The sequence below is a fragment of the Aureispira sp. CCB-E genome (assembly GCF_031326345.1).
Lineage (GTDB): Bacteria > Bacteroidota > Bacteroidia > Chitinophagales > Saprospiraceae > Aureispira.
In genome coordinates, this window is sequence record NZ_CP133671.1 from 3,138,047 (window position 1) to 3,161,856 (window position 23,810).

A 23,810-nucleotide genomic window follows, 5' to 3' on the forward strand; every position below is an offset into this window, starting at 1 on the left:
TTTGAAAAAAGCCAATTGCCACTCGGGACAATTGGCTCTTAGGGTTTTAAGGGGTTGTTTTTTAGGTTTACTATCGACGAACCCACTCAGTGGTCATCGTCACATTCACGCCAACACCTCGATAGACAGGCATTTCTAAATAGTTGCTGCCATCTAAAGCTACACCAAGGTCGGTGATGGAACGAATATTCGTCTGGTTGTCGTTCGCTGAGGCTTTGGGATAAAAGATGTTTCGATCACCATCAGAAGTCCCATCGTGCAGCCAAGAACGTTCTACCATTTTAGAGGTATAATGTTGATCGTCGTCCGCATCCAAGTGCATACCTGTGATTTTTAGATAAACTCCTTCTTTTGCCAAGCCCGCAAGGATTGCTAAAGTGTCTTCTCCAAAGACGCCACCACTAACAACCAAACCTTCAACAGAATTTCCTTTACTGCCATCGAGCACTAAACTGGCATCGGTCACGCCAATTTTTACCACTCCTTTGGCTGCATAATCGTAGGTGCCATCTTCTTTTTTGCTGTCAGGAAGCAACAAACGGAATTCAAAATGGCCTTCTTGTACTTGTCCTTTGGCTCCTGATGCCATCAAGGAACGGCTCCAATCAATTGGAAAACCTGCTTTTTCTAAATCTTCAATCGACTCTACTTGGTATTCTCCTGGTCCTAGAGGAAGGTTGGATGGTTTGCCATTCACTAAGGCTTGATCCGATGCGACTGCTAAATCCTTCGTAATTGGGATGTAGACTCTTAATACTTTGTTTGTTGCCATCTTAAGCTACGGGTTTTGTTTGAATTAATTTTTGATACAATGCTTTGATTTTGGTGCAGCCTTTTGAGAAAAAACTGCTGATTCGTGGTTGGTTCACGATGAATAAAAACAAGATGCTAATCACCATCAAAAGACATTTAAACACGTCTAAAATGACTAAGATTTCTTGTTGATATTCTACCAACTGGTACAGGCGGATTAACTCATTGGCTTGTTCTTCGACTCCATTCCGAACCAAGGACAACACTAGGCTATCCATGCCGTCGGTCATCTTGTATAGTCCGACATTAAATAAACCAACAAACCAGGTTAAGATGGCTTTTGCTACTGCTTTCATCTAAAGGACTTTTTTGTTGATGACTAGAATGAATAAAATCGTTAAACCAATTAAGCCGATTCCTAAATAGTCGGGTTTGATGACTATTTCCATCTTCTCTGGTATGAGCATGGGTAAAAGGGTTTAGTGGCACATAAGTAAATTTGTTTGGGTTTGCTTCTATTGCTTGTTATGAACAGTACAAAGATGCCGCTATTTTGGGCTAAAAAACGAATTTTTTAAGGGCTTTTGAGATCTTTTGTAGCGTAATTTTGGGTGTTTTTAGGATGGTTTTTAAGGGCTAAAAATGTTGGCGTATATGTTTGGACTTGGGTTGTGTGGAGTAGATTGAAAATTATTACGCTGGGGGTTACGCTTTTTGCTCATCAATTATTCAAAAAACGTTTAAATAGTTATCTTTGAGAAAAAATATAAACAAAATTTTTATGAAAAATGTAGGTTTATTAATTCTATTTAACTTATTTATTAGTAGTATTTTTTCTCAAAACTCTGATAGCTATATATTTGGTAAGTCTTCTAGTGTATCCTGTTTTGGTGAAAAGAAAATTAATGAGAAAAACATTATTTCTTATAGTCAAAAAACTATTGCAATCTATGATAAAAAAACATTAAACCTTATATCAAGTAAAGATATTGAGAACTTTCCTGAAGATGATAAATGTTGGAATTTCTTTGAGTTTCAAGAAGAGTTCTTCTACTTGTTTTATTCTCAAAAAAAAGATGCTAAAACATTTAAAATTTATATTCGAAAATTGAATCTTGATGCTACAAGGCTTGAGGCACCTCAAAATTTATATGAGGAACCTGTTACTGGTCGAATAGGTTATTTTATTAATGGATCATCTTATATTGGTCAAAAACCTTTCTTAGGTATTCAACTATCAAAAGATAGTTCAAAATTAGCAGTTATTTTAGGTCAAAAAGTCCAAGTTTTTGAAAAAGGAATGAAGCTATTATGGAAAACCGATAATGTTTATGGTTATCATTCTCCATCTGGACCTTTTGACATGCATGCTAATTTTCTAGATAACAATGGTGATTATTATTCTATCATCAAAGTTTTTAAGTATAATAAAGAAAGAAAAAATGAGTACGACTGGGCAGATTACAGAGAAACAGTTAAGAAGTCTTATAAACCAAATTATGAAGTCTTAATTCTAAAAGCTAATAGTAATAGTATTGAGTTATTGAATAGTGAAGCCCTTAAAGGGCAGTTAGTTCATAGTATGACTATTCACAAAGATAATAAAGGAAATCTTTACTGTATGGGAGCTTGTTTTGCAGACAGAAATATTACTCGAACATCTGCTTTTTTTATTATGGACATGACACAGGAGGTGCCTAAATTGAATAAGTTTAAAATTCCAGGAGAAATTGAACATTTTAATAAGAAAAAAATTCCTGAGATTAATAAGGGAGTCTCTTTTTTAAAAAATCTTGAGGTAATAAATTGTAATGATGGTAACTTACTAATGATATGTGAACAAAATCTTAACTTCGATCCTGCTGGAGTGCATTCCTCAGGTACAGGAAATTATGGTAACATTCTTGCATTTAAAATAAGTTTAACAGGAGATATTATTTGGAGCAGAATTTTACTTAAGTGGCAACTTAATACAAAGGAGGGGGGGTATTATCGCTTTAATTCATATAAATATTTTTATTTAAATGATAAACATTATATTGTTTTTTTAGATAACAAAGGTAATGAAAAACTCAATTACGAAAGGGTTAAATATTGTACAAATGGGAAAAATAGTGTCATCATGGCATACTGTTTAGATGATGATGGAAAAGTTGATAAAAAAATTTTATTTGATATCGGAAAATTAACACAAAGAACCACTTACGACTATAGAAGATCTCTTATTCCTCTTTCTCCAAATGAGCTAATGCTTTCCACATATCAAAAAAAACAAAAAACTTCTTTAGTTAAGATTATAATTGACAAATAGCAATAGTGCCCTCCTATCTTCAGGAACACTTTCAATCCATTGATAATTTATTAGATCTTTTCTTCCTAAATCTCTTCGCAAAAAATGTGAAAGGTTTAGGAAGAACACATGAACTACTAACTCAGTTGAAAATCATTTAGAATAACAAGAAAAATGACATCTACAGATTCAATTATTGAGGCAATTCTCAACTTTATCTTAAATAAAAAAATACCAGGAAACTCAGAATTAGAAAGGCTATTCGATAAGACTAAAAAAATTGTTATCAAAAAGGCTATTGGAAATATTGAAAACCAAAACTTTAAAAAAGTTGTCGAAATACGTAGCAAAAAAGATATTGAATCATTAAAAGAGTTATTTAAAATTTATACTAACATTTCAGAAAAAGCACTTTACCATAATGAATACTCTTTTTCTTTTATCAAACGATTTGGCTTTAAGGAAAAAATCTATTTAGACAAAAATGGGGGTATTGTAAAAAAGAACTGGAACCCTGATTCTGTACGACTCATATATGCTAAAGAATTAAAAAACTGGCTAAAGAAAAAAGAGAACAGCATAAATCGTTTATAATTACGCTACCTTATTCTATAAAAGGTTCTTTTTATCTTATTGTCACAATAAAGAAACTATATCTAAAACTGCCCCAGCAGAATTTAATAAATTCCTCCATTATGTTACTAAATCACAAATACCAAATAGAAGGCGTTAACAAAAGCATTCAAGATATTTTTATCAGTAACACAACAAGTACAAAGTTCGAAGAAGAATTTAGACTGCTTAAGACTATTTCTGAAAATCAGATGTTGTTCCGTTATTTATTAACGGGAAGAATAGGATATATAAAAGTGCTCTTAAAAAAAGATGAAGACAAGTTATTGGTAGAAATTTTTCAAGCTCCTTTAGGTTTTTCGGTACCTGTTGTTCTATTTTTTGCGTCAATATGTTTCTTTATTTTAGGGGATTCTCAGATATCTTTATATCTATTGGGTTTTGGTTTATTTTGGTTGTTATTAATCTATTTTTTCTTTAAAAGTGATGCTAAAAACATCAAAAAAAGTATTCTAGATTTCATATCCAAATGAGTTTAATAAAAGTAAAAAAAAGAGGTTAGTTCGTCAGCTAACCTCTTTTTTGTTTTGCCCCAAACTGCCCCAACCGCACCCCAAGATTCACAGAATGCACCTTCTGCAACAAATCATAATCATAGCCTAAAGACCAACCCTTTGCAGATACAAACTGTAAACCCAGCCGAACACTGGCAAAAGAACGAACATTCCCACCAACACCAGCTGTTAACAGAATCGAATGAACAGGCATTGGAATAGGTTTCGGAATCTCAATCGTCTTCGTAATTTGGGTAGGGATCTTTAGCTTGTAATCCAAGTCATTACGAATCAGCTGACCATCAACAATAGAAGAGTAATATAAAGTCAAGTTTTCATCCTCTAAGCTATCTTGATACAATTGAGCAGCTTGGTGTTTGCTCGTATCAATTTGCTCCTGAATTACCATATCTTTAGAGCTATCCACATAAATAATGCTTGGCTCTGGGACATCTTGCCTTGGCAGCTGCACAATTACTGGAGGCGGTAAGATGGTGTCCATTCGAATGATGGTATCTATTTTTACTTGTTCTCGCTCTGATGGTGAAGCTTGACGACATTGCTGCAAAAAAATCACATAAGCAAACAAACACAAAATCAGTAGGAATTGAATGTTCTCTTTCATAGGTTTAGGATTTAGGCGTGTTAAATTGATGTTTTACCCAGAGCGCTGTTTTTACACAAGCTTGAACCCGTTGGAGTCTAGTATCTGGATTGGTAATAAAAGCAGCATCTTTGCTGGAGCTGTGAAAACCCCACTCACTCAAGATGGCTCCAAAACAATCGGTAAACTCAAAGAGATCTGTTTCTCTCAAGATCTGAAAGTTCACTTCATAATCCGAATCGCCATCCTTCAGCTGCTCTCGGTAGTGCCAATTGTTGGTGCCTACAGCTTGCTGAACGTGTGTAAAATGCTGCTGAGCAATTTGATCCGAAAAGGTATTTCCTAGCGTACTAAAGACCATATAACCGATGGTGTTCTTTAGCTTTTGAATGCTGTTGCTACTAGAAATCGCATTGGAATGAAAGGAATGCAAATAGCCGTAATAACCTCTTCTTAGATAGCTTCGAACCAATTCCGTGCGCTCCGACAACGACCAGTCCTTGTGTGGATGATAGGTGCGAATACATTGAATACCTTGTTTCGTACAAGCTTCTATAAAAGCTTCTGCTGCCAAACGATTTTCAAAACCTTCGTAATAATGCCCTCGTTCGTGTAAGATCAAGTCTTGATGATAGGCTCTTTTTCCTGGTGTCACATAACGTCCTTGATCGTTGATGCCGCCATGACCTGCATCCACAAAAATGACAAAACGCCTGCTTCCAAAATGAAGCAAATTAGAATTGGCTTGAACGGTTCTTATATAAACCAAATGCAATCTTGCCAACGTTTGAGGACCAGCAATGCCATCTAACTGCAAACCATGAGTCTGCTGAAATTTTAAGACCGCCTGTCTGGTTGAGAGTCCATAGTCGCCATCTACTGACAGACTAATATTCAATACCTTTCTCAAGCGGTATTGTAAGGTTTTAACGGCTTGTTTATCCATGTTTAGAATCGGTTTGGTGCTCGCCTTGGACCTCGATTCGAGTTTGTGCTCGATAGGCTGCCCAAATGCGTTTGGATTGTTTTTTACGATAGGCTTTGTAATCCCTCAGCTCGGGGTGGTAATTGTAGGCTGGAGTGAGTTTTATCTTTAAGGCTTGTTCTACCGTGCCTCTTTTAAGATTGGATAAAATCACTTCAAAGGTGCATTGCTCAAAACACAGTTCTTGCAACGCACCGCCTTTTTGAAAGAGTCTGGCAATGGCTTTCTGAATGTTTTTCGAGCCGCCAACATAGACAATTTGACCCTGATGGTGAATCAGGTAAGCGCCTCGAATGTTTCGGTAACGACCAAGCTGTTTTTTAGGGAAAGGAGGATGAACGGTCAACAAGTTTGTTGGACGGTTCATAACAAGATATTTTTATGGAATAGTTGGTTGCCGTTTCTAACCAACTACTGTATCAAAATAAAGTAATTAAAGATAAACTTAAAAAGTAAGGTTCGCAAAAAAAGCATCCATGTCAATGCGTTTCATTTTGCCTGTTTGTTGTTGATAATACTGAAATTGATAATTGGCATCATAACGAACGAAGATTGCTCCATTGTCCCTCAAACTATCCCGTACCTCCTCTCTGATTTTTGCATTTCCTACTCGTTCCCAAAATAGCTTTTGAACCAGTGCGGGAAGCAGCGTCAATTGTTTTTCTAACAAGTCTTCTATCATATCTCCAGCATCAAAATCATGCAAAGAAACTTTCTTTTTGGTGAAAACAGTAGCAATCGCTTGATCGCCTTGAGCCGACAAACTCAACACCAAATCAAATGGATTTAATTCGTGGGCATCCGCTACTTGACCTATAATTTGTTCCAGGATAGTTTCCAAATCTTTTTTTAAGCGTTCTTTCTGTCCTGCTAATAACATGTCTAACATTGATTCTATTATTTTTGTGTGGTTGAACGAGACCTTTTTGAAGGTCCTTTTTTAGTTTTTCGTGGTGCGGTTGGTTGTTTCACCTTCAAATCCCCTGTATCCATGACAATCGTGCAATGACTGTACAAAGGCGCATCTTGCAAGATTTCAAACGATTTCATCACCTGGTCAAAATGAGGAATGACATTCTTTTTGCCTCTTGGTGGAGACACATTGTTCTTAAAAAAACGAGCTAAGGTCAAGGCTCCCCAAGCGCCATTGGGAAACATATTGGGATCGTGAAACACCAAGGCAAACCAAATCCCAACGTGTTTGGCTCGGTAAAAACAGGCTTTTTGTGCTTGGGTTAATTGAGAACTAAAGACATTGGTAGCATCGTCAATGATAAAAAACAAGCCTTTGTAGCCTTTTCTGGACAAGCGTTTATAAAGCAGCTGTTCGGTCAACTTCTCATCAGCCATCATGGCTTTCACTCGTTTGCCTTTGAATTTTTTCATAAAGTGTTTGTGAAACACATAGTCTCGACCTTTGTAGGTAAAATACAGCTCCTTGCTTTTAGCATCCGACCAAAGCTCAATTTCTATAAAGCCAATCCAATCTTTCTCGTGTCCAGAATTGTAGACAAAAATAGTCTCTCGTCCACAACGCTTCACAAATTGGATCAAATCATAGGTCTTGCCTGAATGGGGTTTTCCAAAGTAGGCTAAAAAAAAAGGATGGTTTGTCATACTTACTCGTTGTATAAAGCGGCTCGAATCTCTACATTGCTCCATCCTTGATCCAACATCTGTTGAATTTCTGGACTGGGTTTTTCGGTCGCTAAACTGGTTTTGCAAAACTGTCCTTTGGGGGTTCGATTGTAACAGCCCGTTTCTTTGTGGATATCAAACAGGCGTCTATTTTCTTGATACTCCTTCAAGTGTGTGTAATCCAATTGATCTGACGTATCGCTTTGAGCTTCGCCTTCTATTTCCAGATCTTCAATTCCCTCTGCTGTTTTTTTTGCTTTTTGAGCAGCCTGCTTTTTGATCGCTTTTTTGGCTTTGTTTCGATCATAAAAAGCCGCTCCCAAGGTGGGCAGTCCCCACATGGCTAACACCAACAACAAAGAACCCAAAGGACTGGGGGTTTTGACCTGGTTACTCCGCATGTAATTGGCAAAGGCTCTCAACAACGCTTTGTTCAGTTTTTTGTCACTGGCGTATCGAGCAGGAGATTCTCCACTAATGGCACTACACAACATAGCTTTGGAGTCGTCAATCTTTTCCATCGCAATTTCTCCTAATTCTTCTAGCAGCTCCAAGTTTTTCACGCTGTCCCCTGTTAAATCTCCAATCACTTCGTCGATTGGTTTTTCTTCTGGCTCGCCATTGATTGCCTCATCCAAAGGGTCTTGTTCTTCTAACTCATCATCAGGAAAATCAAAGGCATCGGCTGCTTCATTTTCTTCCCAATCTTCCTCCTCTTCTAAAGGAAATTCCTCGTCCAATTTTTCCTCCAATTCCTCGTCCATTGTGGGCGCATTTTCTACGTCCATTGTGGCGGCATTTTCTGAAAATGTCTGTTCCTTTTCTAAAGCGTTTTCTACGTCAGAAATGCAGTTTTTGGCATTTTCAACCTCATTTTCTAATCCATTGACAAAGTTATTGACAACTTCATTTTCTGAGGCATTTTCTACGTCGTTTTTATCGGTCATTTTTAAGCTAGATTTTCAACTTTTTTATACAATGATTTTAAGTCCATAATATGAACGGTCGTAGCAGCATAAGAAGCCGTTTTATAGTTTTCCCCTCGTTGCTGGTCGATCAATCCTAAATCATCGTCCACATCAAAAATCCCCTCCATCAACAACTTATTTTCGTGTTGCTCCAAGACTTTAATTTTTTCTTGAATCAATTCGAGTACCCTTGCTTTGGAAACGCCTTGAGCAGGATCGCTTTTTGCCCTTCCGATGGGCTCTGGAATCGGTGGTGGTGGGATTTCTTGTCGTGGTGTTACAGTCGTATCCGTTTGATGTTCTGCCGTGACATTGGCATGAATTGTTTTGTTCATGCGGTAAGTTTTCCCCGCATGGGAAATCACATCCCCTCTTTTTAATTTGATGGTTTTCATTTTTGGTTTAAGATTTAATGAGAAAAGTAATGCTTACCATTTGATGCGCAAATGGGTACAATTGGGCTCTAAATCGAGTCGGTAGCGCTGATCTATTCTAGCATAATGACAAACAGAAATACGGCGTAAAAGCCTTTTGTGTCGGTAGATAAAAACGGTCTTTTGTCGTTTCATGGTATGGGATTAAAGAGTTAACAAATGCGGTTCTGTTGGCGGCTTTTTTTGGCAATGCGGCGCTTTTTTCGACGCTTTTTAATGGCTTTTTTGGGGTCCTTGATGGATTGGTTCCTGGAATACTTAGGAAGTACTAAGGTTTCGGACGCTTCAGCGACTGTTTGTAGTGGGTACATGGTTGTTTCTTGAATCGTTTCACCTGTCTCGTTCTCCCAAAAATCCTTTTCTTCTATACAAACCTCCTTCGGAAAAAGTGGATCGGGGGGAATTCGATGACAACTGTAATAAATTATTCCTGCTACGATTAGCATACAAATGGCTAGAATCATGGTGCTTTTTTTCAATACTTCGTGGTAAAATCGTATCCATACGATTATTAGTAGGCTAAATTTTAAATATTCAGCGTTTGAAATTCTGATAATCATATGGATACAAAGATGTTTTTTTGTTTTTGCGATAGCAAAGCAAAAAATCCACGAAGTACTATTTTAAATTAATCAATTGGTTTTACATAAAGTTAGAGCAGCTGTTTGGCAATCAAAAGGATTCTCTTTTGAGGGACTTGATTTAGGGGCGTAATTTTTTGGCTTTCTAAAAAGGCATAAAAAAAGCTGTCCAAAATTGAACAGCTTTCTTTAATGGTAAGGAGAATAGGATTTAAAAATGTCTTCGCATCTGTACTAACAATTTATCAAACAAAGGAATCACTGCTTTCATTTCTGTTGGGGTCATATATTGAGCCTTGTTATATTTTGTCTTGGTCAAAAAGACATTTTGTATCTTCAAGCTTTTTAGTTTGTGAGAAATGTATTGTTCAAATAAACGAGCAAAAATTTCATTCCGTTGCAAAAAATACTTTTGAAGTAAACCTTTAGAGGCACCTTTAATCCGATTCGCATAAACAGAATGTTCCTTTTTATTCGGTGCCCAATAAGCTTTTTCTAAAATAGATTCTACTAAATGGCGCATAGGGTACTTTTTTGCATCATAGGTTATTCGTTTAAAATCTGTAGAATCCCCATTAGTTAACGAAAAAGCCCTATGTGTTTCTACTCTAGAGCCAAAGAAATAGTCTAAAAAATGACCGTATTCATGGGCAAAAGAGCCAACCCCTCCTGAAATAACAAAACGTTTTGCTTTGTCATAAGGATCCTTAAAACGATGAGCTTCTTTATAACGAGTCAGGTTAATGATATTGGTACCTGGTTCGTAATGAGCCAAAGCACCTCTTTTCCCCCTCGCTCCAAAAGCAATCCCTAAGTGTTTATCTAAACCTATGTTGTTGCCTTTAAATTGTAGAACTCGATTTAAATCGTAAAGACAAACCGTGAGTGCTGCCAAGTAATTAAAACGGTCTTCATGTGTTACCCAATTCCCAAATTGATAGCCTTTTAAATGAAAAACCTTTGACACTTCTCGAATGTCTTTAATCCTCTTTAAATCATCGTTAACAGCTCCTTTTCTAAATTCCTTATAGATTGCCTCAAAACCTTGAAACTTCCACCAGCGTTCCAAGTTGGAACCATCCTCTGGAGTTAATGTATCAACAATCTTCATCTATTTTTTCCGTTTTTTGGCTGTTTTAGAATTTAGTTGCTTGAGCTTCTTAATTCGCTCTTGGTTGAGCATACAATCGGGAACACCCTTGCCAACAATCTTTTCTCCTGAACGAAGTTTTGCTCTAGTTTTTTTCAGTTTTTTCAATGTGCTTTTATTTTTATTAAGAATGCTAAAACGCCTAATATAGCAGCTTTATAGCCCAATGTCAAGCAAAAAAAATACGCCCACCTGTTTTAGTAGCGTATTTTTTTGGACTTTTTTTTATTTTCTAAAGTATGTTAAGAAGTGATCCATACTCTTTTTTTGTCCCCATTTATTAAACCATCTTACGGACATAGAAAACGTTGTTGTCTACAGTTTATTGTTAAGTAATTACTTTGCACCACGGCACTAGTTTCTCTATTTTTTGTACTTCCCTTATAGAAAGCATATTATCTTTTATATATAACTCTTTTAGGTTTTTTAGCTTGGAAATTGATTTTGGTATTTGATTCAGTTGATTACTTTCTAAACCTAAAAGTTCTATTTTTGCTAAATTTCCTATTTTTTCTGATAAAGATTTTATGTTATTCTGACCTAAGAGTAAACATGTTAAATTTTTTAGTTCATAGATACTTTCTGGAATAACCTCAATCTTATTCTCCTCAAGATTTAAATAATCTAGCTTTTGTAATTTAGAGATACTTATAGGTAAAATACTTATAGCATTTTCTTCTAAGTCTAGTCTAGTCAAATTTTGCAAATCGCCAATAAAGTTAGGTATGCAATTTATATAATTAAGAGATAAATCTAAATCGGATAAAGACTTTAGATTTTTGATGCTTTCTGGAATGCTCTTAAATTTATTTTTGCATAGATCGATAATTTCAAGTTTTTTAAGTAAACCAATACCATCAGGAATGGTGCTTAGGTTATTCCCTGATAATTTGATGGTTTTAAGTTTTTTGGGGAAACGTAAACCTTCAGGGATAGTGCTTAGATTATTCCCTGATAAATTCATGGTTTCTAAGTTTAGTAGCTCCCCAATGTTGGTTGGAAGAGTAGATATTTCGTTATATGCTAAATCAAGATTTTTTAAATTGCGTAGAAAGATTATATTTTGAGGAATTTTTTTTAAGCCATTTAGCCATAAAGAATTTTGGCTAAATAATTTGGAGAATATATTAAGAAGAGGACTTGCAATTAATTCATTATCGTCAATGATTTCTAACCAAGGATTTAATACTTCATCTTTAGAAATATTCTGTGCTTCAGCTTGGATACAAGCGATTTCTATATTTTCTTTTTGCCCACTTTTTAGTAACTCCTGAATCTTTGATAATACCTCCTTTTTTTTCATTTCTAAAAATGATTTTTTGAAATTATATGCACGCCATTATAACTCCAATATACAACACTCTAAGAACAAATAAATAAAAAAATCCTTCTATCTAAAAGAACAACCAAAACAATCAAATTTTACTCCCAAAGTATTCCAGCAAACATAGGCATTCCAGTGAAACAAAAAACTTCCAAAGTATTTGTTATACTTTGGAAGTAAATAAGCTATTTTTTACCAACCCGTTCCTCTCGATTTGCCAACATACAAGCCCGAGTACAATACTTATGATTGTGCGTTTTATGGACAAAAGGCGTAGAACAACGAACACAAATCCGAGTATAATCTTTTTTCACCTTCTCAACCTCAAGAGGAGCCTTGTCCTGTTCCTCATAATCTTTGAATCCGATCTTCTTATTTGCCCTAGCACCAACCACTTCAACTTCCAAAGTATTCGAATTTACTTCCAAAGTTTCAGTACTAACTTTAGAAGTACTTCCTGTGTTTATCGGCTGTTCAATGTTTTCCTTGAGATCCTGCCGTTCCTTCTCACACTCCGTATAATACCACCAAGAAAAACACATCGACAGCACAAACAAAACCTCAAAACCAATCGCAGCCGTGACCAGCTGTCGTCCTAAATCGGCTCGCTCTACTTTCACCGCATCAGAGCGCTCTTGAAAAACTTGAAAAGCCTGGTCTCTCGCTGCCTTATTTTCTGTCTTTAACTCCACCAAAGCAGCATCCTTTTGCGCTTGTACTACTTGGATATCTTCGTTGTATTGCTCAATGATTGCAGCATCCTCACTTCTTAAGCGACCCCTCCAAAGACGATTTTCTCGGTAAGTATCACGCTCCAACGTCAAGGCGGCTATTCTGCCATCATAGTCCTCATTGATCGCATCAGGTTCAACTTGTTTCGGTTGCTCCTGGATCGCATCATCAACAAGCAAACTCGGCAAAATCTTAGCCCCCTCAATTGCAATGTAAATGCTCACCGTTAGCGTCGCCAAGCCCAAGACAGCCGCAAAAGGCTCGACTTTTTTATACTGAAAAAGTCCTTGCATCGCATCGTTGGTCGATAAACGTTTGATCACCTCAATCGCTACCAACAGAGTAATCGAAGCGACGATGCGAACGAGAGTAGGGGTGCTCACAAACAAATAAGACAGCATCACAAATGCCGTGGTCATGCTCGCCAGCTGTGCCACCACACCCAAGCTTAAAAAAGCATTGTTTGCCAAAGCAAAACGCTCAGAAAATCGTTTGTGCTTAAATTTTGAATCTAGGGTTTTATTCAAATTCGTTCTAAATATCCAGCCATTGAGCAGATTCCGTGCCTTGGCGTATGGATTTTCTCTAAAAGTTGTCATATCTTTGTCTTTCAAAATGCTCTTACTTGGAGTTGCTGGATTAAGTGACAGCAACTCCTTTTTTAATGGATTTATTTTTTAATTCGTTGTGCCTCGAATTTGAACATCATATCCAAATCTTCCTTCAATTCTGGTTCCTCTTTGAACACCCCAAACATCAAAGCCAGAAATTGAGCTTTGCTCTCTGTATGAATGTGAATAGCACCGTTTTTATCGGTTCTAATCAAAGCCCACAACGGAGCTTCTTTTAACAGTTGCTTTGAATGTTGAATCACATAATCTTTTGCACTGAATGGGCTGTGTTGCTTGTTATCTGCCATTTTCTATGTTGTTTTATCAATTATCAATAAATAAATATCTTCTAAATGCTGCTCAATCCTGTGTTAGAATTGATTTCATGTGCTTGTAAGTGGTCTAAAATGGGTTGTAAATACGCTATGAAAAAGGTCGTATCTTCCTGCTCTTCCTCCAAAATTGCCAACTCAATCGAAAACACGTAGCGAAAGCAATATTTCTCCAAAGGCGTCAAATGAAGGGTCGAAAAACTTGGTAGGGCTTTGCCTTTTTTTGCCAAGGTTTCCAGCTGCTTGGATACCTTGATGTAAATTTGAGTCAAGGCACATTGGATCAACGCTTCCAAACTGTTGTGCGCAGTGCCATTTCTAAGGTAGTTGCTCAACCATCCGTGCAGCTGTTGCCAATGCGAGCGTTGTAATTGCAAAGGAATTCGTTGCTGCTCTAGGCTTGTGTATAGTTTGTAATCACTCATGTTATCTTAGTTTAAAAACATGTTGTATTAGTTTAAAAATCGACCATTCTCATACGAATTAATTTTCTTGCCCTCCAGATAAACATCTATTCTCAACACATCTTTTGTCCAGTATTGATGGATTTGCTCTAAATCATAAATTCGTTGGCTAATTCCTTTTTCAATGCCCGTTTTGCGCTTGTAGGAGCTGGTCGGGATGATGTACAAGGAGTAGGCAGTAAATTGCGCTTTGTAGGTTTTTAAATCCAAGCGTTCAACACCTGTTTTCGGATGATAATAATGGATGACTTTATTTGTATGTAATGTTTTTAAGCTAGCCCATTTCCACGAGTGTCGATACTTGACCAAATATTTTTCAACACTCTTGAGCTGCTTCTCATTTTCTATCTTCATCGCTTTGTTGTTGGTTTGGTTCTTCCACCGAATATGCACATAAGCAATGTAATTTCGTTGCACTTTAGCTTTCGGCTTGGTATTGGCGTTGGAGGTGTTCATCGTTTAGCAATGGTTTAAATTTTTGTATGAATAAATTCGTTAGTTCTTTGATTTTTGATTCGCTGAGGTTTGGATCTCGTTTGATTCCTTGGTACCATTTCCAATAAGCTTGGTTGGTCAGCTCGTACACCCGTTTGGCACCATCACTTGGCAACAATTCTAGCATTTTGCTGTAATGACTGTTCATCCATTGGATTTGCTCAAAATAGGCTTTGGACGAGCGGTTTTTATCAAAATAGTTCGCTTGAATCCTGTCCCAATCGTCCACAGAATAGCCAAAGGCTTTTTGGGCTGCGATGGAGTTTAAATAATTCACAGGATACCAGAGGGTATAGCCTTTCTTTTGGGCATGTTTCTCTTGCTTGATAATGGCATGTGCTACAATTTCCACCGCAGAGCGCTCTACATTTGGCAGCCTTGCCGCAAAGTTTTTGAGCATCCTTGGTTGGTTTTTCGCTACCAAATAAGCGGGATTTTGCTCAAAGCTTTGAATCTTTGCTTTTCGATAGGCCTGTACGTGCTTTTCTGCTTGATCCAAGAGACTTTCTAACAGCAACTGACACTCTGTATTGGTCTGCTCGTTAAACACTCGATTTTGATACAAATTGTAGCGCATCAATTCCCACAGCTTGAAGCTAGAAAATTGTTTTTTGCTCCAATTTTGCGGCGGAAAAGTTGGAAATGCCACAGGCTTCGACTTGATTTCTCGTCCTTTATCCTGAATATTGGATGGATTCAACTTGCCGACAGGCAAAGCCGCTTTATCCACATCCAAAGGAGTATTGGTTATTGATTTAAGTTCTTTATCCTTATATAGTAAAGAACTTGTTCTATATTGCGGTAAACTTTTCCCTATAGCCTCAAAAAAAGAGGCATTATCAGAAGCCGCAGATCCTTCGTATTTTGCCTTAATACACAACACCTCTGGGTTTATCCACAACTGAAATTTGCCTCGTCCTGAGGGGCTTTTTTCGCAGGGAAACGGGTTTCTATGTCCTGTTTGAACATAGTTCACCTTTTCAGTGATAATGCCGATCTCCAACATCAATTTGATTTGATTGTAAACGGTCTTGTCCTTTGGAGTCAAGGCGGCGTGGTGCTGGGTGTCGTTTAACATCGTTTGCAAACTTGGAATGGTGGTAAAACAAAAATACTGTCCTGTTGCTCGACATTCCTCGTACAGCTCCCGTTGATGCTTTTTGATGTCTTCCATCGTGGGCGCTACGGCTCGAATGATGGCGTGAAATAAATCGTGGGTGTACGGCGTTACTCGCTTGTCGCCTTTTTTGCGCTCTTTTTGATAGGTTTCCATCTTGTCTTTTCCTGCGTGATAGGTCGCTTTTTTGTCGATCATATCAAAAAAACTCGTTTCAAGGGAACCTTTAAAAACCGTTGGCTGTATGTCTATCTGTTGACTCATTGATTGGGTTGAAAGAGGGCAAGTCTTTCCTTCGATTGCCCTCTTGTTAAAAACAGTAAAATTCTATCGGCATATACGTCGCCGTAACGAATCCGCTTGCGCTTGATTTCTCGTAACTGGGAAGAGAATTGAACCCTTCTGAATGCGAACACACACACATTCTAAACCTTTCCAGTTGACCATTATGGCTTTTCTTTTAGTCCTTAGACCATTTTCTTAATATTGCTTTCCATGAAAGCGGGCTCTAGTGCGGTTGTAGTCCAATTTCGCTTGAATGTGTTTGTCTAGATCAATCTTTAACCCTGCTGCCATATCGAGCAGCCGAATGGTGGCATCTGCCAGCTCATCTTCAAAGCTATCTTTGAGGTGCTTTTTAAAAGACAAAGGAGCTGTTTTTATCGTAGAAACTTCATTGGAATACGCCTCCCAATCCGCAAACTTACCCTTTCGATGCGCTTCCATCGCTTCTCCTAGCTCTGAGGTCACCAGCATCAACATTTCGCCGACATTGCGCTCTTTATCCCAAAAACCTTTCTCTCGATTGACTTGGTGAATTTGCTGGGCTAAATCATTGATTGTTCGATACGGTGGATTTGGGGCAGAAGGCGCTTGAGCTTGTCGGTAAGCTTTTCTAAGGTCCATCAATAAACTCAAGGCTTTTAAACCGATCCCCAAATAGCTAACGGACGATTCTTCGGGCGCTGCCTCCGTTTCTGTTGCCTCTTTTTCCTCCACTCGTACCAAAGTAAGGTCCTCATCATACTCCAAGCCTAAAGCTGCCCGATTTTCAGCCGTGTTGTTGACACCAATTCCTGACTGGGCTTCTAAATCCACGCTAAGCGCCTCCATTCGTTCTTTTTTGAGAAACAGGTACTTAAAATCCTCAGCGTATACGGTGGTCAATTTTGCCTGGCGTAGGTTCTTGGTAATGCACTCATCTTCTTCTTGAGTTTTGTGCAAAAAGTAAAAGGTGCTGTCTTCCTCTTTGTTATAGTCGGTTGGAAGTACGTAATATTGCTGCATTGGAACCAAGACGCCTTCTTCCTCCTGCAAGCCCAATTGCTCCAAGTTCTCTGGCGTATTAAAAACAACTTCATCGCCTTGTTCAAAAACGGTTATTTCTCGTTCCAAGTCCTCTATTAAGTAGGTGGGAACCGCTAAAAAGCCTTCTTTTTCTTCTTTGTCAAAAAGAACACAAGCTTTGTTGACATTAACAGAAACGCCATTCTCGGCTTCATCATTGACTAAAAAGTATAAATACCTTGCTCCTTGGCTGTGTTGGAGGGATAAGTGATAATATTTTGTTTTGGACATTGTTCTTATTTTTAGTTCATTTGTCGTTTATACTCCACGAATTTGCTCATCACTTCCCCTGCTTTTTCTTTGTCTAAGGAAGGGTATGATGTTATACTGATCAAGGTAGAGCCTCGATCAGAAGGAGAAGCGTCTAAACTTCCTTGATATACCTTGTCCTTATCTTGTGCTCTGAACTCGTGTTTGTTCGATCTTATTTTTCTAAAGGTTACTAGCATAGGATGTTGTTTTTCTAAATTTTCAATAATTGATTTAATCAAAAGAAGCCCAATGTCGAAAGACCTTTTTCCGATAGGCTAAGACTTCCTTAAGGGCGAAAAACAGGCGGCTTTCCTTCTTGTGTTTTCTGCCTGTTAGTTTGCCTTCATAATTGTACTTTCGAATTGTTCTTGGTTTGACACACAAAAGAATCGCTGCTTTCTCTGTGTTGACAAAATTCTGTTCAAATATTTTTCCGTTCTCTATCTCTTGTTCCAATAGCTCAATCGTTGCTCTCTGTTGCGCTATAATACGTTGGTACTCTGCTTCGGTTAACTGCTTTTCTTGTTGTCCATTCATACACCTTTTTTTAGTCCGCTTGAATTAATTGTTTGTATTCTCGAACCGTCAAGACATCAAAACCGATTTCGTATTGGTCCACCAGTTCCTTGATCGGCACTCCCAATACTTTTTCCAGTTTTTGAATCATTGACAGTTTCATTTTACTAGGTTTTTGCAAGCGCATGGTGGTCATGCGGGCACTTGCCTCTAATTGGCTCGGTAAAGTGTTAAAGTCTGCCACAGACATCGTATTTAACACATATTGGTAAAATGTTTGCTCTTTGTGGTTGATGTTTATTTCCATAGACTTAAATTTTGACATGGCTTCGCCCATACCGAATTGGGAACGGCACACACTACTTCTGATAAAATAAATTGGATTTTTAGCTCTAGCAAGGGGAATCGAACCCCTTGACCTCGGGACGTAAAGCCGCCTTCCATTAAGGCACTAGAATAGTGAACTATATTATTATTTTGATAGGCTTTGAAAGTGATAAAAAAGGAAGCTCGTAGCTTGTCCACAAGCTTTCCTTGTTTAGAAACACTCAACTTGACCTATACTTAGCGCTGGACGCTAGAGATCGCTCTCTAGTTGCTGCCTCTTCCTCAAAAGGTCGCAATACCACACAGTACGCCCAATCATTTCACCCTCCTTTCCCTCAAAAGAAACATGAAAAACTATTTACATTTTTTTGTGATGTTTGGATATTTGTCTACATTGGTCTACATACGTCTACATGGAGTAGCCTAAAAAGAATCTTTGAAAGTTCTTTTTGGCAACAATAACCCTTGTATATGTGTATTTGCTTAATTGCTTTTTTGTTAAAAATGGAGCTTGTTTGCTTGACTACCTCCCTTTGTTAAAACAAATGTAGTCTAAAAATTTTACAAAACCAAAATTTTAAATTTGAAATTCTATTTTAAATCAATGTAAAATAGTATATAAAATTGCAAATGACTGAAAGAGAAAGAGTTGAAGAAGTAAGGTCTTTTTTAAAATTTAATAAAAAAACCTTTTCAGAAATACTAGGGTATACTACACCTCAAAGCTATACTAGTTACCTAAATGGTAGTAATAATTTATCTATGAAAATGGTAAGAGCTTTGAAAAAGTATAATACTCAAATTAGTATAGATTGGATTTTAGAAGGACAAGGTCAAATGCTTATTAAAAGTAGTACTAATAATATTCAGAGTATTACAAATAAAGAGGGCACTATTAATCAAGTGAGTAATACAGGAAACAATACTAGTGTTTCTGATACATCAGAGGTTTTGAAGGTTAAGTTAGAGCATTTAATAAGAGAGAATGAGCATTTAAGACAATCACTAGAAGACAAAGAAGAAATTATCAGATTATTAAAACGATAAAAAGAGAAGGGAACATTGTTCCTTTTTTTTGACTAGTTACATATTTTTTTTGAGTATAAAACCCTTTTTTCTATATAACAACTTCAAATAATGAAAATAAAAGTTGGAGAATATGAAGTACTTGATAGTGGTTCGGTGATTGGAATACATGGAAAACCAATTGTATTCTATATTAGTACAATTGAAATTGAAATTTCATTTCAAAATAGTACTGCTTATAAAAGCCATCATATAGAAGCTTCTAAAGTCAATGATTCTAGACTTAAGCTAACGTTTTATAATTTCTTAGCAGGAAATGTTTTAGGAAATAAAATCCCTATGCAACTTGGCTATTTTGATGGGAAATTGTTATCTTTAACGTATAGAGTTAGTACATTATTTGGTGAAACAGGACATACATTACAATATACATGGCTTACTAAATCAATGGAACAATGAGTGGCTCTACAGGAATAACACTCCCTAATATAGATGAACGAACAATCTATGAAGGAGGTAACTTAAATGCAATAACCGTGGAAGATTTAGAAAACAATCCTATAGCTATTCGGCAGTTGCTGAATACGCATAATATAAAAGTGAGGGAAGCAACCCAACAACAAATTGAGATTATTGATTTAAAAGCAGAATTAGAGCATCAAAAAACAGCTCCATTTATTGCTATTGTTTCTGCATGCATTAGTATAGCAGGTACAATTGTCTTAGGTATTGCTATCAATCAAATAACTTCAACCTCTCCTCCTGCTTACTCATCCACATTATTATATACAGGTGCGTTTTTATTATTTCTAAGTGCTTTGGTAAATATCCTTTTCCCTTATGCAAGAACATTTTTTAATAAAAAGAAAGAACAAAGCTTTTAAGCTTTTTTTTACCTAAGTACATATTTTTTTTGAGTATAAATTTGATTATTCTATAAAAACATAACCTATTATATTTTTTTGTTTCCTTCAATACGACCCAATAAGTGTAAATCTACATCATACCCCCTTTTTACTCTTATACCTGTGAACAAAAGAACAATTATTAAATCCATGACAGAAGCTTCGAGTTTGAACCCCGAATCTTCCACACTAATAGGAGAAAATGTTTATATCAAGGTTCATTGGTTTGTCCAATCTAATGAGCTGAAACTTGAACATTCTAATTTACAAAGCATCGTCAACACAAACGGTATGCTTCAGCACGTGTATAATAGTACGAACAAGGAAACAAGAGAAACAGCTCAAGAAGTTGCTTTCCTGAAAAAGGAAATTGAATACCTGAAACAAAGTTATTGAAGGCAAAGATGCTCAACTAAAAGATAAAGATGAGCGGTTGAAAGATAAGGAGCGGCTTATTGCTATACTTGAGAAAAATCAGAAGTAGAAAGCGATTTTTTCGCTTTTTTTTTATTTAAATGCATTTTTTTTTGATAATAAAAAAAAACACTAATTTATAAAGTGTTAATTAATTACATTTTTTACTATTTATCTTCATCAAAATTCACCTCTACATTATAGAATATCTCAAATCCCCATTATGTCAATATACATCTCTGCTTTAATAACAACATTAATACTAATTCTAATTTTTATACTGTTGAGGCTTCTAATTATTAAATTTTTTGAAAGCCAAAAAGGAAAGTTTAAATCGTTAACTTACCCTGTAATTGTTGCCGTAGTTATAATTGGTGGCTCTCTAACAATTATAACTACCATACTCCCTTCATTGATAAATATTTTTATTACTTTTCTTAATCATCAGTATAACTTAAATATTATTACCTCAGTCACTTCAGACTTTTACAATACAGTAAACTATGCTATTTTTTGTCTTTCAATATCTACAATTACTATATTTTATATCATAGGATTGAGGCAAAAATTCGCAAAGAATAAAGAGAAAAGCATACAAATAGTTCCAGAACATACTATCAGTTCACCTCCTATTCCTTTACCTGTAGATAACCGTTTTCATCAACGAGTCAAGAATTTATTTGAATTAAAGCATCCTAATTTAGAATTAAACTATGACCCAAAACTAAAAGTACTCTATGGTTACTACAAAAATGGGATATATACTTACTTTAAAATAATTTTTTGTCATGAAACCGTCCTCCCAATTGACATTAGTGAATCATTAGCTAATTCTAAATTAGAGAATATAAAGAGCATCTTAATAGAAAACAACATTATTCCTCAACAAAGAAATATTCTTATTGAGGAATATTATATTTTAGAAAAGGGGGGGGGGATTGACTCGTTACAGAAAAACATATACACAGAAAAGACTTTTCTAAAAAAAATTATAAACTTCGATAAATATCTACAGGATTTAATTTATTCATTCAGAAATGATGAACTACCTTTCGCTACTCTTACAATTAAGGATAAAAAAATAACTTTAGCTGATACATTTATAAATCCAACATACAATAATGGCAATAGTCATCTAACAGAATATATAGAGAAATGGCTAAATGAAGATAATAGAAAACATTTTGCATTAATGGGGGATTCTGGTACAGGAAAAACTTCTTATCTCAAATACTTGGCACATCATTTAGCTCAAAAAGTGCTAGATGGAAAGTCAGATAGAATTCCTATATACATCCCTTTAAGAAGTACATCTCCAATACATAGAGGTATTGAAGGTGCTATTAGTGAATTTATAGTTCAAAACAGACTAGATACTGGAATTGAACTATTTAATAAGCTAATACATAGTGGAAACTTCATCTTTTTACTAGATGGTTTTGATGAAATGGGATTTATTGGAACGCATGAACAGCGTTTTGACCAATTAAATGCTATTTGGCAATTAGCTGTTAAAAATAACAAGCTAATTATAGCAGGGCGTCCGTCTTACTTTCCGAATGAATTTGAAGAAAGAAACATTTTAAAAATAACTATAGATAATTCTGTACCTAGAGAACTTCCTTTTTGTGAAAAAATTTTACTGGATTACCTTTCTGATAAGAATATAAAAATATCAATAAAAGCCTTTTATAAAAACACTGAAGATGTCATTAAATATTTCGAATTTATAAAAAACAACAATAGCATTTATGATTTATGCAAGCGTCCATCTATGATGCATATTATAAGGGAAATGCTACCTTATTTATATAAAGAATATCAAAATAAAAATCTTAATGCTAATACATTAATGAATCATTATTTAGACCATTGGATTGAGCGGCAAACAAGTAAAAAAATTGTTAGTCTACTAAATAAGAGTCAAAGTCAACGAACAATAATATTATCCTTTTTTCGGACTCTTGCTGTTGATGTATTTCTAGAAAAAGTTTCACTAAGGACAGATTCAATTAATAATTATATAAAAAGGGAAGTTGAAAAGTTAGACATTAGAGGAACTGAATCTCGTGAGGGTTTAGAAAATGAATTAATTACAGCATACTTCTTACAAAGAAATGAAAACATGTACAGCTTTGTTCATAAATCTTTCTTTGAATATTTTGTTTCACTAGAAATTGTTGACAAACTCAAGGAAAAACAATTTAGTAATAAATTAATTCAGTCCCCAAACTGGACTGACGGAATGGAATTTTTCACATATGAAGCAATTAAATATGATGGGGATATTTCAGCAAATGAGAATATCCCCATTCTTTTAAGAATATCAAATAGTAAAAGTAAAGCCTGGATTAAAAATCAGTGCTTTAATATCTGTGGTAAAATAAATCACTATGTTGGAATCCTACAATATTGTTGTTATCATATTTTTAAACATCCAATGTCTTTTTATTTAAAAATATTGAACTTAATATATAAACAAAGCAGAATGCTAAGTGTTCTAGCTTCTATTTTAATCTTCTTTCCTTTTATCTATTTAGGATATTACTCAAATACATCTTTAGGATTAGACCTTATTATTATTATTATTGGAATGCTTTTAACTAGTTTAATACTCATGAACCTGTCTAAAATAGCTAGCAGTAATGTTATGTATTTATCTAAATACAAAGGAAATCAAGGGTTTGCATTACCTATTATTATACTAATTCATATTATCATTGGACTAATATTTAAACATACTTTAATTCATTCTTTATTAATAATTGGACTTTCTACTTTGGCATTCCTAGCTCCTATAATGCTTGTTATATATTTAATTCGATTTAATCGTACATTTTCTTTTATATCTAAAGCATATTCTTTTTCTTTCTCTAGAAATTTATTGCCTACAGGTAAAAATCAAATTATAATATGGGAATACAACACTTTATTTCCTACTGAAAAAAAACATATTTTATCAGAAAGCAACATTTATACTCCTCATCATTTTTTTTATAAAAAAGATATTGAAATAAAACAAACTAAATTCCACTCGTACTCAATAGCTCTTGAGTATTCAACTTTAGAAGATATTATCTTCTATGGTCCTATCAGAGAAATAATAATTATTGGAGGTCTCTTACAGAATATAACTTTTGACCAAGTAGAGATAAAAAAGAAACACTCTCTAACTATTAGCATATATAACTTAGAAGAACAAGTAGATAGAAATACAATAGAAGCTATTGTAAAACTTATTAATGAAAATAAATTCTTCTCTATTTCAGATTTATATGGCTCCGAATGGTTAATTAACGAGGTTAAGAAACAAGTCTAAGGTTTTAAAGCTTTATACTTCTGTGGTTATTTCTCCTGTTAATGAAGGTTGTATGTAAATTAAATTATTTATTTTTAATATTTTTTTTACCTTTAACTA

At 35.5% G+C, this 23,810-nt stretch carries 32 protein-coding genes; 8 read left to right on the forward strand and 24 right to left on the reverse strand.

The features are described 5' to 3' along the window. Window positions 1–70: 70 nt before the first annotated feature. Both QP953_RS11925 and QP953_RS11930 read right to left on the reverse strand, forming a co-directional pair. Entirely contained in the window at window positions 71–772 is a 702-nt protein-coding gene (locus QP953_RS11925; protein WP_309555196.1) for a hypothetical protein, read from the reverse strand. 1 nt (window position 773) lies between these two features. After that, window positions 774–1,109 carry a hypothetical protein gene (locus QP953_RS11930; protein WP_052599922.1) on the reverse strand — a complete coding sequence of 112 codons (336 nt, stop codon included), beginning with the start codon at window positions 1,107–1,109 and terminating at the stop codon, window positions 774–776. Window positions 1,110–1,534: 425 nt separating this feature from the next. Between QP953_RS11930 and QP953_RS11935 the strand changes: the two genes are divergently transcribed. The 3 genes from QP953_RS11935 to QP953_RS11945 all read left to right on the forward strand — a co-directional run bounded on the left by QP953_RS11935 (window position 1,535) and on the right by QP953_RS11945 (window position 4,149). After that, window positions 1,535–3,064: a hypothetical protein gene (locus QP953_RS11935; RefSeq protein WP_309555197.1), complete on the forward strand. Its 1,530-nt coding sequence runs from the start codon at window positions 1,535–1,537 to the stop codon at window positions 3,062–3,064. 153 nt (window positions 3,065–3,217) lie between these two features. Beyond that, the gene (locus QP953_RS11940; RefSeq protein WP_309555198.1) at window positions 3,218–3,637 is read left to right on the forward strand and encodes a hypothetical protein; all 420 of its coding nucleotides are present in this window, start codon (window positions 3,218–3,220) and stop codon (window positions 3,635–3,637) included. Window positions 3,638–3,738: 101 nt separating this feature from the next. Then, window positions 3,739–4,149 carry a hypothetical protein gene (locus QP953_RS11945; protein WP_309555199.1) on the forward strand — a complete coding sequence of 137 codons (411 nt, stop codon included), beginning with the start codon at window positions 3,739–3,741 and terminating at the stop codon, window positions 4,147–4,149. A 37-nt stretch (window positions 4,150–4,186) separates the two neighbouring features. On the opposite strand, the gene QP953_RS11950 is transcribed toward QP953_RS11945, so the two are convergent. The 22 genes from QP953_RS11950 to QP953_RS12055 form a co-directional block, all read right to left on the reverse strand. Next, on the reverse strand, window positions 4,187–4,795 hold the full coding sequence (locus QP953_RS11950; RefSeq protein WP_309555201.1) for a hypothetical protein: 609 nt from the start codon (window positions 4,793–4,795) through the stop codon (window positions 4,187–4,189). A 4-nt stretch (window positions 4,796–4,799) separates the two neighbouring features. Continuing rightward, on the reverse strand, window positions 4,800–5,720 hold the full coding sequence (locus QP953_RS11955) for a peptidoglycan-binding protein (protein WP_309555203.1): 921 nt from the start codon (window positions 5,718–5,720) through the stop codon (window positions 4,800–4,802). Beyond that, the gene (locus tag QP953_RS11960) at window positions 5,713–6,126 is read right to left on the reverse strand and encodes a hypothetical protein (protein ID WP_309555205.1); all 414 of its coding nucleotides are present in this window, start codon (window positions 6,124–6,126) and stop codon (window positions 5,713–5,715) included. Before QP953_RS11960 ends, QP953_RS11955 begins: the two co-directional genes overlap by 8 nt. Before the next feature lie 78 nt (window positions 6,127–6,204). After that, window positions 6,205–6,648, reverse strand: coding sequence for a hypothetical protein (locus QP953_RS11965; protein ID WP_309555206.1), 444 nt, complete (start codon window positions 6,646–6,648; stop codon window positions 6,205–6,207). A gap of 8 nt (window positions 6,649–6,656) precedes the next feature. Next, window positions 6,657–7,376 (reverse strand): hypothetical protein, encoded by a 720-nt coding sequence (locus QP953_RS11970; RefSeq protein ID WP_309555207.1) that lies wholly within the window; start codon window positions 7,374–7,376, stop codon window positions 6,657–6,659. A gap of 2 nt (window positions 7,377–7,378) precedes the next feature. Further along, window positions 7,379–8,344, reverse strand: a complete 966-nt coding sequence (locus QP953_RS11975) for a hypothetical protein (RefSeq protein ID WP_309555208.1) — start codon at window positions 8,342–8,344, stop codon at window positions 7,379–7,381. Window positions 8,345–8,346: 2 nt separating this feature from the next. Next, window positions 8,347–8,760 carry a hypothetical protein gene (locus tag QP953_RS11980; RefSeq protein WP_309555209.1) on the reverse strand — a complete coding sequence of 138 codons (414 nt, stop codon included), beginning with the start codon at window positions 8,758–8,760 and terminating at the stop codon, window positions 8,347–8,349. A 33-nt stretch (window positions 8,761–8,793) separates the two neighbouring features. Beyond that, a complete protein-coding gene (locus QP953_RS11985; protein WP_309555210.1) occupies window positions 8,794–8,934 on the reverse strand; it encodes a hypothetical protein in 141 nt (46 codons plus the stop codon). A 17-nt stretch (window positions 8,935–8,951) separates the two neighbouring features. Beyond that, window positions 8,952–9,263: a hypothetical protein gene (locus QP953_RS11990; protein WP_309555212.1), complete on the reverse strand. Its 312-nt coding sequence runs from the start codon at window positions 9,261–9,263 to the stop codon at window positions 8,952–8,954. Window positions 9,264–9,591: 328 nt separating this feature from the next. Further along, window positions 9,592–10,491: an LPD1 domain-containing protein gene (locus QP953_RS11995; RefSeq protein ID WP_052600324.1), complete on the reverse strand. Its 900-nt coding sequence runs from the start codon at window positions 10,489–10,491 to the stop codon at window positions 9,592–9,594. Continuing rightward, window positions 10,492–10,638 carry a hypothetical protein gene (locus tag QP953_RS12000; protein WP_309555213.1) on the reverse strand — a complete coding sequence of 49 codons (147 nt, stop codon included), beginning with the start codon at window positions 10,636–10,638 and terminating at the stop codon, window positions 10,492–10,494. It lies immediately after the preceding gene. Window positions 10,639–10,858: 220 nt separating this feature from the next. After that, complete coding sequence (locus QP953_RS12005; RefSeq protein WP_309555214.1) at window positions 10,859–11,833, reverse strand: hypothetical protein; 975 nt, start codon at window positions 11,831–11,833, stop codon at window positions 10,859–10,861. Window positions 11,834–12,039: 206 nt separating this feature from the next. Further along, entirely contained in the window at window positions 12,040–13,239 is a 1,200-nt protein-coding gene (locus tag QP953_RS12010) for a hypothetical protein (protein WP_309555215.1), read from the reverse strand. Window positions 13,240–13,256: 17 nt separating this feature from the next. Further along, window positions 13,257–13,505: a hypothetical protein gene (locus QP953_RS12015; protein WP_052600313.1), complete on the reverse strand. Its 249-nt coding sequence runs from the start codon at window positions 13,503–13,505 to the stop codon at window positions 13,257–13,259. A gap of 41 nt (window positions 13,506–13,546) precedes the next feature. Further along, on the reverse strand, window positions 13,547–13,954 hold the full coding sequence (locus tag QP953_RS12020) for a hypothetical protein (RefSeq protein ID WP_052600312.1): 408 nt from the start codon (window positions 13,952–13,954) through the stop codon (window positions 13,547–13,549). A 27-nt stretch (window positions 13,955–13,981) separates the two neighbouring features. Beyond that, entirely contained in the window at window positions 13,982–14,449 is a 468-nt protein-coding gene (locus tag QP953_RS12025; protein ID WP_309555217.1) for a hypothetical protein, read from the reverse strand. Continuing rightward, a complete protein-coding gene (locus tag QP953_RS12030) occupies window positions 14,412–15,869 on the reverse strand; it encodes a hypothetical protein (RefSeq protein ID WP_309555218.1) in 1,458 nt (485 codons plus the stop codon). Before QP953_RS12030 ends, QP953_RS12025 begins: the two co-directional genes overlap by 38 nt. Before the next feature lie 216 nt (window positions 15,870–16,085). Next, window positions 16,086–17,183 (reverse strand): hypothetical protein, encoded by a 1,098-nt coding sequence (locus QP953_RS12035; protein WP_309555220.1) that lies wholly within the window; start codon window positions 17,181–17,183, stop codon window positions 16,086–16,088. Between the two features lie 11 nt (window positions 17,184–17,194). After that, window positions 17,195–17,401 carry a hypothetical protein gene (locus QP953_RS12040; RefSeq protein ID WP_309555221.1) on the reverse strand — a complete coding sequence of 69 codons (207 nt, stop codon included), beginning with the start codon at window positions 17,399–17,401 and terminating at the stop codon, window positions 17,195–17,197. Window positions 17,402–17,435: 34 nt separating this feature from the next. After that, a complete protein-coding gene (locus QP953_RS12045) occupies window positions 17,436–17,741 on the reverse strand; it encodes a hypothetical protein (protein ID WP_309555222.1) in 306 nt (101 codons plus the stop codon). 10 nt (window positions 17,742–17,751) lie between these two features. Further along, window positions 17,752–18,027, reverse strand: a complete 276-nt coding sequence (locus QP953_RS12050; protein WP_309555223.1) for a hypothetical protein — start codon at window positions 18,025–18,027, stop codon at window positions 17,752–17,754. Then, window positions 18,018–18,245, reverse strand: a complete 228-nt coding sequence (locus tag QP953_RS12055; RefSeq protein WP_309555224.1) for a hypothetical protein — start codon at window positions 18,243–18,245, stop codon at window positions 18,018–18,020. The genes QP953_RS12050 and QP953_RS12055 overlap by 10 nt, the downstream gene beginning before the upstream one ends. A 432-nt stretch (window positions 18,246–18,677) precedes the next feature. Here QP953_RS12055 and QP953_RS12060 point away from each other — a divergent pair, with 432 nt between their 5' ends. The 5 genes from QP953_RS12060 (at window position 18,678) to QP953_RS12080 (ending at window position 23,711) form a co-directional block, all read left to right on the forward strand. After that, complete coding sequence (locus tag QP953_RS12060) at window positions 18,678–19,094, forward strand: hypothetical protein (protein WP_309555225.1); 417 nt, start codon at window positions 18,678–18,680, stop codon at window positions 19,092–19,094. Window positions 19,095–19,184: 90 nt separating this feature from the next. Beyond that, window positions 19,185–19,532 carry a DUF6864 domain-containing function gene (locus QP953_RS12065; RefSeq protein WP_309555227.1) on the forward strand — a complete coding sequence of 116 codons (348 nt, stop codon included), beginning with the start codon at window positions 19,185–19,187 and terminating at the stop codon, window positions 19,530–19,532. After that, window positions 19,529–19,957, forward strand: coding sequence for a hypothetical protein (locus QP953_RS12070; RefSeq protein WP_309555229.1), 429 nt, complete (start codon window positions 19,529–19,531; stop codon window positions 19,955–19,957). Before QP953_RS12065 ends, QP953_RS12070 begins: the two co-directional genes overlap by 4 nt. A 171-nt stretch (window positions 19,958–20,128) precedes the next feature. Then, the gene (locus tag QP953_RS12075; protein WP_309555230.1) at window positions 20,129–20,374 is read left to right on the forward strand and encodes a hypothetical protein; all 246 of its coding nucleotides are present in this window, start codon (window positions 20,129–20,131) and stop codon (window positions 20,372–20,374) included. A 241-nt stretch (window positions 20,375–20,615) separates the two neighbouring features. Further along, the gene (locus tag QP953_RS12080; RefSeq protein WP_309555231.1) at window positions 20,616–23,711 is read left to right on the forward strand and encodes an NACHT domain-containing protein; all 3,096 of its coding nucleotides are present in this window, start codon (window positions 20,616–20,618) and stop codon (window positions 23,709–23,711) included. The last annotated feature ends 99 nt before the right edge of the window (window positions 23,712–23,810 follow it).

Excerpts from the sequence above, each read along its gene's own strand:
- QP953_RS11925 (WP_309555196.1), bottom strand. The coding sequence starts at position 772 with ATGGCAACAAACAAAGTATTAAGAGTCTACATCCCAATTACGAAGGAT.
- QP953_RS11930 (WP_052599922.1), bottom strand. The coding sequence starts at position 1,109 with ATGAAAGCAGTAGCAAAAGCCATCTTAACCTGGTTTGTTGGTTTATTT.
- QP953_RS11935 (WP_309555197.1), top strand. The coding sequence starts at position 1,535 with ATGAAAAATGTAGGTTTATTAATTCTATTTAACTTATTTATTAGTAGT.
- QP953_RS11940 (WP_309555198.1), top strand. The coding sequence starts at position 3,218 with ATGACATCTACAGATTCAATTATTGAGGCAATTCTCAACTTTATCTTA.
- QP953_RS11945 (WP_309555199.1), top strand. The coding sequence starts at position 3,739 with ATGTTACTAAATCACAAATACCAAATAGAAGGCGTTAACAAAAGCATT.
- QP953_RS11950 (WP_309555201.1), bottom strand. The coding sequence starts at position 4,795 with ATGAAAGAGAACATTCAATTCCTACTGATTTTGTGTTTGTTTGCTTAT.
- QP953_RS11955 (WP_309555203.1), bottom strand. The coding sequence starts at position 5,720 with ATGGATAAACAAGCCGTTAAAACCTTACAATACCGCTTGAGAAAGGTA.
- QP953_RS11960 (WP_309555205.1), bottom strand. The coding sequence starts at position 6,126 with ATGAACCGTCCAACAAACTTGTTGACCGTTCATCCTCCTTTCCCTAAA.
- QP953_RS11965 (WP_309555206.1), bottom strand. The coding sequence starts at position 6,648 with ATGTTAGACATGTTATTAGCAGGACAGAAAGAACGCTTAAAAAAAGAT.
- QP953_RS11970 (WP_309555207.1), bottom strand. The coding sequence starts at position 7,376 with ATGACAAACCATCCTTTTTTTTTAGCCTACTTTGGAAAACCCCATTCA.
- QP953_RS11975 (WP_309555208.1), bottom strand. The coding sequence starts at position 8,344 with ATGACCGATAAAAACGACGTAGAAAATGCCTCAGAAAATGAAGTTGTC.
- QP953_RS11980 (WP_309555209.1), bottom strand. The coding sequence starts at position 8,760 with ATGAAAACCATCAAATTAAAAAGAGGGGATGTGATTTCCCATGCGGGG.
- QP953_RS11985 (WP_309555210.1), bottom strand. The coding sequence starts at position 8,934 with ATGAAACGACAAAAGACCGTTTTTATCTACCGACACAAAAGGCTTTTA.
- QP953_RS11990 (WP_309555212.1), bottom strand. The coding sequence starts at position 9,263 with ATGATTCTAGCCATTTGTATGCTAATCGTAGCAGGAATAATTTATTAC.
- QP953_RS11995 (WP_052600324.1), bottom strand. The coding sequence starts at position 10,491 with ATGAAGATTGTTGATACATTAACTCCAGAGGATGGTTCCAACTTGGAA.
- QP953_RS12005 (WP_309555214.1), bottom strand. The coding sequence starts at position 11,833 with ATGAAAAAAAAGGAGGTATTATCAAAGATTCAGGAGTTACTAAAAAGT.
- QP953_RS12015 (WP_052600313.1), bottom strand. The coding sequence starts at position 13,505 with ATGGCAGATAACAAGCAACACAGCCCATTCAGTGCAAAAGATTATGTG.
- QP953_RS12020 (WP_052600312.1), bottom strand. The coding sequence starts at position 13,954 with ATGAGTGATTACAAACTATACACAAGCCTAGAGCAGCAACGAATTCCT.
- QP953_RS12025 (WP_309555217.1), bottom strand. The coding sequence starts at position 14,449 with ATGAACACCTCCAACGCCAATACCAAGCCGAAAGCTAAAGTGCAACGA.
- QP953_RS12030 (WP_309555218.1), bottom strand. The coding sequence starts at position 15,869 with ATGAGTCAACAGATAGACATACAGCCAACGGTTTTTAAAGGTTCCCTT.
- QP953_RS12035 (WP_309555220.1), bottom strand. The coding sequence starts at position 17,183 with ATGTCCAAAACAAAATATTATCACTTATCCCTCCAACACAGCCAAGGA.
- QP953_RS12040 (WP_309555221.1), bottom strand. The coding sequence starts at position 17,401 with ATGCTAGTAACCTTTAGAAAAATAAGATCGAACAAACACGAGTTCAGA.
- QP953_RS12045 (WP_309555222.1), bottom strand. The coding sequence starts at position 17,741 with ATGAATGGACAACAAGAAAAGCAGTTAACCGAAGCAGAGTACCAACGT.
- QP953_RS12050 (WP_309555223.1), bottom strand. The coding sequence starts at position 18,027 with ATGGAAATAAACATCAACCACAAAGAGCAAACATTTTACCAATATGTG.
- QP953_RS12060 (WP_309555225.1), top strand. The coding sequence starts at position 18,678 with ATGACTGAAAGAGAAAGAGTTGAAGAAGTAAGGTCTTTTTTAAAATTT.
- QP953_RS12065 (WP_309555227.1), top strand. The coding sequence starts at position 19,185 with ATGAAAATAAAAGTTGGAGAATATGAAGTACTTGATAGTGGTTCGGTG.
- QP953_RS12070 (WP_309555229.1), top strand. The coding sequence starts at position 19,529 with ATGAGTGGCTCTACAGGAATAACACTCCCTAATATAGATGAACGAACA.
- QP953_RS12075 (WP_309555230.1), top strand. The coding sequence starts at position 20,129 with ATGACAGAAGCTTCGAGTTTGAACCCCGAATCTTCCACACTAATAGGA.
- QP953_RS12080 (WP_309555231.1), top strand. The coding sequence starts at position 20,616 with ATGTCAATATACATCTCTGCTTTAATAACAACATTAATACTAATTCTA.